At 60.0% G+C, this 8,082-nt stretch carries 3 protein-coding genes and 1 pseudogene; 2 read left to right on the top strand and 2 right to left on the bottom strand.

Annotated features, from left to right (window positions below; genetic code table 11):
• Positions 1-37 precede the first annotated feature (37 nt).
• Positions 38-4,801 (top strand): beta-ketoacyl synthase N-terminal-like domain-containing protein, encoded by a 4,764-nt coding sequence (locus ABRP93_RS06055; protein ID WP_349887287.1) that lies wholly within the window; start codon positions 38-40, stop codon positions 4,799-4,801.
• Positions 4,752-6,332, top strand: coding sequence for an acyl-CoA carboxylase subunit beta (locus tag ABRP93_RS06060; protein WP_349887289.1), 1,581 nt, complete (start codon positions 4,752-4,754; stop codon positions 6,330-6,332). Before ABRP93_RS06055 ends, ABRP93_RS06060 begins: the two co-directional genes overlap by 50 nt.
• A 406-nt stretch (positions 6,333-6,738) precedes the next feature.
• Here ABRP93_RS06060 and ABRP93_RS06065 read toward each other — a convergent pair.
• Together ABRP93_RS06065 and ABRP93_RS06070 are read right to left on the bottom strand one after the other, a co-directional pair.
• Positions 6,739-6,927: pseudogene (locus ABRP93_RS06065) on the bottom strand (transposase); the annotation flags it as partial.
• A 306-nt stretch (positions 6,928-7,233) separates the two neighbouring features.
• Positions 7,234-8,082 (bottom strand): IS256 family transposase (locus tag ABRP93_RS06070; protein WP_349887291.1); only part of this gene is annotated, 849 nt, incomplete at its 5' end.

The raw sequence follows: 8,082 nt of genomic DNA on the forward strand, positions 1-8,082 counted from the left end.
TTTGTCGTTCTATTAACCCCACTAGGAAAGACGGTTTATGACCATCGAGCAACTTCGTGCATGGCTGCGTGACTGGGTATCCCAGGCCACGGGCGTAGCGGCCACAGAGATTTTAGATTCCACCCCACTGGAAAATTATGGTCTTTCCTCTCGAGATGCCGTAGTACTGTCGGGTGAATTAGAAAATCTTTTAGGCACGCGGCTCGATGCCACGGTGGCGTATGAGTACCCCACGATTGAGCTTCTAGCCAATCGCTTGCTTAATGGGCCCGCGGGGCGGCGCGATGATGCACCGCGTGTGCAGCGCACGACTCGCGCCGCGCAGGGTTCTGATATTGCGGTTATCGGCTTGTCCGGACGTTTCCCAGGCGCTAAAGATGTGCCGGAATTTTGGACCATGCTCGCGGAATCGCGCGCGGGCACGGGGCCGCTGCCGGTGGGGAGGTGGTCTGAGTACAGCGCCGATCCGGTAATGAGCGAGAAGATCGCGCAGCAAAATACCGACGGCGGTTATATCGATGATGTTGCATCCTTCGATGCGGAGTTTTTCGGCCTATCGCCGCTGGAGGCCGCGAACATGGATCCGCAGCAGCGCATCCTGCTTGAGTTGGTATGGCACGCGCTGGAGAACGCGGGCCTTCCAGCCAATGAGCTGCGCGGCACGCACACGGGCGTGTACATGGGCTCGACCAATAATGATTACGGCATGCTGATTACGGCCGATCCCACGGAGATGCACCCTTATGCGCTCACGGGTAATTCCTCGGCAGTCGTCGCCAACCGCATTTCCTATGCCCTGGATTTCCGCGGCCCGTCTATCAATGTGGACACGGCCTGCTCGTCTTCCTTGGTTGCGGTCGACCATGCCATCAAGGATCTGCGCACCGGCGCCGCCGATGTAGCGCTGGCGGGTGGCGTGAATATCTTGGCCGCTCCGCACGCCTCCACTGCCTTTTCGGAATTGGGTGTCACCTCTCCTACCAGCGCCATTCATGCTTTTTCCGATGACGCCGATGGCATCGTGCGTGCCGATGCCGCCGGCGTGCTGGTGCTCAAGCGCCTACAGGACGCGGAGGATGATGGCGATGAAATCCTAGCCGTCCTCAAGGGTTCTGCCGTCAACTCTGATGGACATTCGAATGGCCTGACCGCGCCTAACCCAGAAGCGCAAGAAGACGTGCTGCGCCGCGCCTACGCGGATGCGGGCGTGGCGCCCGAGGACGTGGATTATGTGGAGGCCCACGGTACGGGCACCATCTTGGGCGATCCCATCGAGGCCAGCGCGCTCGGTCGCGTGCTGGGCGCTGGGCGCGGGATTGAATCGCCTGTGCTCTTGGGCTCTGCCAAGACCAATATCGGCCATTCCGAATCCGCCGCGGGCGTCGTGGGTCTCATCAAGGTCATCGAGGCCATGCGGCACGATATCATCCCGGCAAATATCAATTACGCTGGTCCGAACCGCTATATCGATTTCGTGGCCGAGCGCCTCGAGGTCGTTGAAGACCCGCGCGAGTGGCCGGAATACTCCGGGAAAAAAGTGGCCGGCGTATCGGGTTTTGGCTTTGGTGGCACGAATGCCCACGTCGTCTTGACGGATTACCAGGGCACCCCGCGTACCACCGAGCCGCAGCTATCCACCGACACGGTGGCGCTGCCGGTCTCTGGCCTCTTGCCCTCCCGCCGCGCGCGTGCGGCGGGACTGCTCGCGGATTTCTTAGAGGCAGAACAACCAGACTTGGCCGATGTAGCGCGCACGGTCGCGCGCCGCAACCACTCGCGCTCGCGCGCCGTCGTCATGGCCAGCTCCACTGAAGATGCCATTAAGCGCCTGCGCCAGGTGGCCGAGGGCAAGGTGTCTGTCGGCATCGCCGCAGCGGATTCCCCGCAGGTGCAGGGGCCGATCTTCGTATATTCCGGCTTCGGCTCCCAACATCGCAAGATGGCGAAGGACATGATCGCCCTCTCGCCGCTGTTTAGCGCGCGGCTGAAAGAACTCGACGCTATCGTCGATTTCGAGTCCGGCTGGTCGATCCTGGATATCGTTGAGGACGATTCCCAAACCTATGACACGGAAACGGCGCAGGTTGCCATCACCGCCATCCAGATCGCGCTGACGGACCTATTGGCCTCCTTCGGCGTGCGCCCGGCGGGCGTTATGGGCATGTCCATGGGTGAAATCGCCGCGGCCTATGCTGCGGGCGGCATTTCCGCGCGGGATGCGATGATTATTGCCTGCCACCGCGCGCGCTTGATGGGCGAGGGAGAGGCATCGCTAAGCGATGCCGAGCAAGGAGCCATGGCCGTCGTTGAGCTATCCGCCGAGGACATCGCCGCCCTCGATGCAGCCATCGAGCCAGCCGTCTATACCGGGCCCGGCATGACCACCGTGGGTGGTCCGCGCCAGGCGGTACTGGACCTGGTGGAAAAACTCGAGGGGGAAGGGAAATTCGCCCGCGCGCTCAACGTGAAGGGCGCAGGACATACCTCCGCCGTCGATCCGATCTTGGGTGAGCTCGAAGCTGCCATCGCCGGCATGGAGGCCCGCCCGCTGCACACGACGCTCTTTTCCTCCGTGGATAAGGGCGAGGTCTACCGCCCCGGCGCCACCGTCCACGATGAGGATTACTGGCTGCGCATGACCCGTTACCCGGTATATCTGCAGGACGCTACGGAACAGGCCTTTGCCGCAGGCCACACCCAGTTGGTGGAGATTTCGCCGAACCCGGTGGCGCTCATGGGGCTTATGTCTACCGCGTTTGCCGTGGGCAAGGCCGATGCGCAATTGCTGTATAGCCTAAAGCGCAAGGTGGATCCCACCGAGTCCTTGTTGGATCTATTGAGCAAGCTCTACGTAACCGGAAACCCGGTGAATTTCGCCGCCGTAGTGGGCTCGGGCGCGCAGGCGGAAGCGCCGTATACCCAGTTCAACCGCCAGCGTTTTTGGACCAATGCGCGGCCCTCTGCTGGGATCTCCGGCCTGCCCGGTACTCGCGTGAACCTGCCGGAGGGCAAGGTGGCCTTTTCCACCAACGCGGATCAGGCCCCGTCCACGCTGGCCATCGTGGAGGCCGCCGCAGAAGCAGTGCAGCCTGGGGCGCACATCGTGGCCGCGGAGGAACACCGCGATCTCCCGCCGTACGGGGAAATTACCACCGTCGTCACCACGTCCATCGGCGGCATGTCCATCGCCGTCTACAGCGTGCAGGACACCCGGACTGAGCTCTTGGCGGAAGGTTTTGCCTCCGGCTTGGACTTGGGCGCGGGGGCGATCCCTGGGGTCGCAGCAGTGCCAGAGGGCAGCGCCGCCCCGGAGCCGACTGCCGATGACGCGGATGTAGACGCGGTGCGCTGGGATCCGCGCCAAGAAACCGTCGAGGATCGCCTGGCGCTTATTGTGTCCGAATCCATGGGTTATGATGTCTCGGATCTGCCGCGCGAGCTGCCGCTGATTGACCTTGGCCTCGATTCCTTAATGGGCATGCGCATTAAAAACCGCGTGGAAAATGACTTCCAGATTCCACCGCTGCAGGTGCAGGCGCTTCGCGATGCCTCCTTGGCAGACGTCATCACCATGGTCGAGGAGGCCGTTGCCGGCGGCCGCTTAGATAACAGTGACGCTAGCGCCGAAGCTGCACCGTCGGAGGCGACAGAGTCCGCGGCCGCAGCAGACGAGACCACTCAAGACTCGGAGCAGGGTGTTGGCGTTGCCCCGCGCGATGCCTCTGAGCGCATGGTCTTTGGCACCTGGGCAAGCATTACCGGCAAGGCCCCGGCGGGCGTGACCTCGCCGCTTCCGGAAATCTCTGCAGAAGTGGCCGCACAGATTGCCGAGCGCTTGCGCGAGCGCGCCCACATCGATGTCACCGCGCAGCAGGTCCTCGACGCCGAGGCGCTGGAAACCTTGGCTGACCTGGTCCGCGAGGGGCTTGAAACCGAGGTGGAAGGCAATATTCGCGTCCTGCGCGAGGCCGATGGGCCAGCCGTATTCATGTTCCACCCGGCCGGTGGAACCACGGTGGTCTACCAGCCGCTGACCCGTCGGCTGCCAGCGGATGTCGCCGTCTACGGCGTCGAAAGGATTGAAGGCTCCTTAGAAGAGCGCGCCGCCGCCTATATCGAGGACATCGTTCGCTATGCGCGCGGCCGCAAGGTCGTCCTTGGCGGTTGGTCCTTCGGTGGCGCCTTGGCCTATGAGGTGGCCTACCAGCTGGCAGAGCGCAGCAAGCGCGGGGAGGAAAGCGCCGAGGTCGCCTTCATTTCCTTGCTCGATACCACGCAGCCCTCCCACCCGGCACCGGATTCGCCGGAAGAAACCCGCGCCCGGTGGGAGCGCTACGCTGCCTTTGCCAAGAAGACCTATGGCCTGGCCTTCGAGCCGCCGTACGAGATGCTGGAAACCATGGGCGAGGATGCCCTGATGACCATGCTGGCGGAATTCTTGGCCACGACGGATGCCTCCGAACACGGCCTGTCCGCCGGCGTCCTGGAGCACCAGCGGGCGTCCTTCGTGGATAACCAGATTTTGGCCAAGATCGATTTCCACCGCTGGGCCGATGTCAGCGTTCCCGTGCTGCTCTTCCGCTCCGAGCGGATGCATGACGGTGCGATCGAGCTGGAGCCGCGCTACGCTGAGGTTGATCCGGATGGCGGCTGGGGCGTTATCGTTAAGAATCTAGATATTGTGCAGCTGCCCGGCGATCACTTGGCAGTGCCGGACGAGCCAGCCATTGGCACCGTGGGCAAGCATATGAATGATTGGATCGAGGAGAAGATACGTGGCGGCCAAGCAAACAACCGCTGAGAAACTCGCTGACCTGCGCAAGCGCCTAGAAGAAGCGCAAGATCCAGGCAGCGAGCGTTCCCGCACACGCCGCGACGAGGCAGGCCGTACCACTCCTCGCCAGCGCATCAACGAGCTCTTGGATGAAGGTTCCTTCGTCGAAACCGGCTCCTTGGGCAAGACCCCGGGCGACCCGGAGGCCATCTATTCCGATGGCGTGGTCACGGGCTATGGCCGCGTTTCCGGTCGGCCCGTGTGCATTTATGCCCACGATAAGACGGTCTACGGCGGTTCCGTGGGTGTCACCTTTGGTAAGAAGGTCACCGAGATCATGGATATGGCCATCAAGATTGGCTGCCCGGTCATCGGCATCCAAGATTCCGGTGGCGCCCGCATCCAAGACGCGGTGACCTCGCTGGCCATGTACTCCGAAATTGCCCGCCGCCAGCTGCCGCTTTCTGGCCGCAGCCCGCAGATTTCCATCATGATGGGTAAATCCGCCGGTGGCGCGGTCTACGCGCCGGTGACCACTGACTTTGTCATCGCTGTAGATGAGGAAGCGGAAATGTATGTCACCGGCCCCAACGTCATCCGTGAGGTGACCGGTGAAGACGTCACCTCCGCTGAACTCGGCGGTGCCCGCCAGCAGGAGCTGAACGGCAACGTCTCTGCCGTGGTGGATTCTGAGGAAGACGCCTTTGACATGGTGCGCGATATTTTGGATCACCTGCCGCTGACCTGCTTTGACGAGTCGCCGACCTTCCCCGCTCCTTCCGATGCCGAAATCATCGAAGACGAGGATCTAGATTCCTTCATGCCGGATGACACCAACGCCGGCTACGACATGATGGATTTGCTCACCCAGCTTGGCGATGACGATGAGCTCATCGAAATCCAAGAAAACTTCGCGCCGAATATGATCACCGCCTTTGGCCGCATCGACGGCAAAACGGTGGGCTTTGTGGCCAATAACCCCATGCACTTGGCCGGCTGCATCGATGCCGATGCCGCCGATAAGGGCGCGCGATTTATCCGCATCTGCGATGCCTATAACGTTCCGCTCGTCTTCGTCGTCGATACGCCTGGCTACCTGCCGGGCGTAGAGCAGGAGAAGGTGGGCCTGATTCACCGCGGTGCGAAGTTTGCCTTCGCGGTCGTGGAGGCGACCGTGCCGAAGGTCTCGCTCATCGTGCGCAAGGCCTACGGCGGCGCCTATGCCGTCATGGGGTCGAAGAACTTAAGCGGCGATATTAACTTGGCGTGGCCTACCGCGCAGATCGCCGTCATGGGCGCGGCCGCCGCCGTGGTCATGATCGCAGGCAAGCAGCTCGAGGCCGCCGAGACCCCAGAGCAGCGCGAGATGACCAAGAAGATGTTCATGGACTTCTACGATGAGACCATGACTGCGCCCTACGTGGCAGCGGAGCGCGGCTACCTCGATGCCATGATTCAGCCGAATCAATCGCGCATTGCCCTGCGCCAGGCGCTGCGGCAATTGGCCACGAAGACGGCGCATGACCTGCCCAAAAAGCACAATATTGCGCCGATGTAACGCGGTGCTACGGCGTCGCGATACCTAAATAAGAGTTTCGTGACAGCTGAAGGAGAATCCCTTGTTTAATTTGCTCTACGCTCTCGACCTGATTGGTGAGATCATTGGCTACGCTTACTGGGCGTACAATCAGTTCGCAGCAGGCCTGCCAATCAACGTGCCGTTCTAAGCTGAGAGCAATTCGCACAGTTTAAGGCTTCGAGGCTAAACAGCAGGATGCTTGGTTGAGGTTGTCTTATTAGAGGGGCTGGGCTGGTGGTACTAGTCCTTTTCCACTCTTTTACGATGATCACCGGTCTTTGACTAGGAAATACCGTACACAACCTCCTGCTGTGCTAGCCGGTTCGGATCACGATGAAAGGATGAGTAAGAATCATCCTCGATGCCCTGTCTGTGGCGGGGATGGTCAAGTCTGTAGAAGTGGTGTATCTGTTCTTTCTGAATCGAGGACAGACATGTAGCGCTTTTGCTGGATCCAATCATCATGTTGTTCGGCTAGCCTAGAGTCGACCAGGCGGATCACAGAACTGCGGTTAGGGAAGATCCCTACAGCGTCGGGACGCCGCCGGATTTCCCGATTCAGCCGTTCTGTCGGGGGTCAGGCCCACTTAACGTTAAAGTGTGGAAGAAAACTAATGAACAGGCATAAAATATCTCCTAATGCGATTGGCGTTGCACTATTTGGTCTGGCAATTTCAAGTTATGTCGGCATCGCAAACAAGTCGATCCTCGGATTTTTCATCCTCATACTGCTCACCATAGTTGGAGCAGTACTGGTCAACCGCATCAAAAACAGGGGTCAAGTCCGGTGGAGTGGTGTATCTGTCCTTTCTGAATCGGTGGATCGGGGGACAGTGTCAGGGGCGGTGTTGGGGTCCGTCTCGGGGTTGATGTTGGTTCATTAGGAGGCTGCCTTGATGGTGTCTGCGTCGTTGGCGTGGATGGTATTGGTAGCTCGTCGGGTGTGTTCCAAGCTTGCTAGTGACATATAACGTTTCTGCTGAATCCAATCGTCATGCTGTTCAGCTAGTACGGCGCCGACGAGGCGGATGACTGCTGCGCGGTTGGGAAATATTCCTACAACGTCGGTACGCCGCCTGATTTCACGGTTCAAACGCTCTGTTGGATTATTGGACCATACCTTCGTCCATACAGCTTTGGGCGTGGCTGTAAACGCGAGTATCTCATCTAATGATTCTTCCAGGTAGTCGGCTGCGTCGGGAAAACGCTCGGTGCAGAAATCTACGACCTGGCGGGCTTGGTCCCAGGTAGCTTGCGCGTCGGTTTGCTGGAAGATGGAGTGAAACATTCCCGATAGTGTTGTCCACTGGCGTTTTGACACTTTTGAGGACAGGTTCTTAGCAAAATGTGTCCGGCAGCGTTGCCAGCTGGCTGTAGGTAGTACTTGACCAACAGCAGCTTGGATTCCTAGGTGCGCATCGCTGGTGACGAGATAGACTTCGCCAAGACCACGGGCTTTGAGGTCTTGGAAGAATCCGGTCCATGATTCCACGGATTCTGATGTTGCGACCTGCATGCCTAGTAGTTCACGGTAGCCGTCTTTGTTAACGCCGGTAGCGATAAGCACACTGGTTTTAACGACACGTCCGCCTTCGCGGACTTTCATTGTCAATGCGTCACAGGACAGGTAGTAATACGGCCCTGAATCCAGTGGGACCTGACCCCCAGATGGTGGACACCTTGAAACCAGCATCTCGCTGGGGAAGTGAGGTACCTTTCCACCATGCCA

Origin of the sequence: Corynebacterium sp. KPL2850 (assembly GCF_040225855.1) — a bacterium.
In the GTDB taxonomy this organism is placed as follows: domain Bacteria; phylum Actinomycetota; class Actinomycetes; order Mycobacteriales; family Mycobacteriaceae; genus Corynebacterium.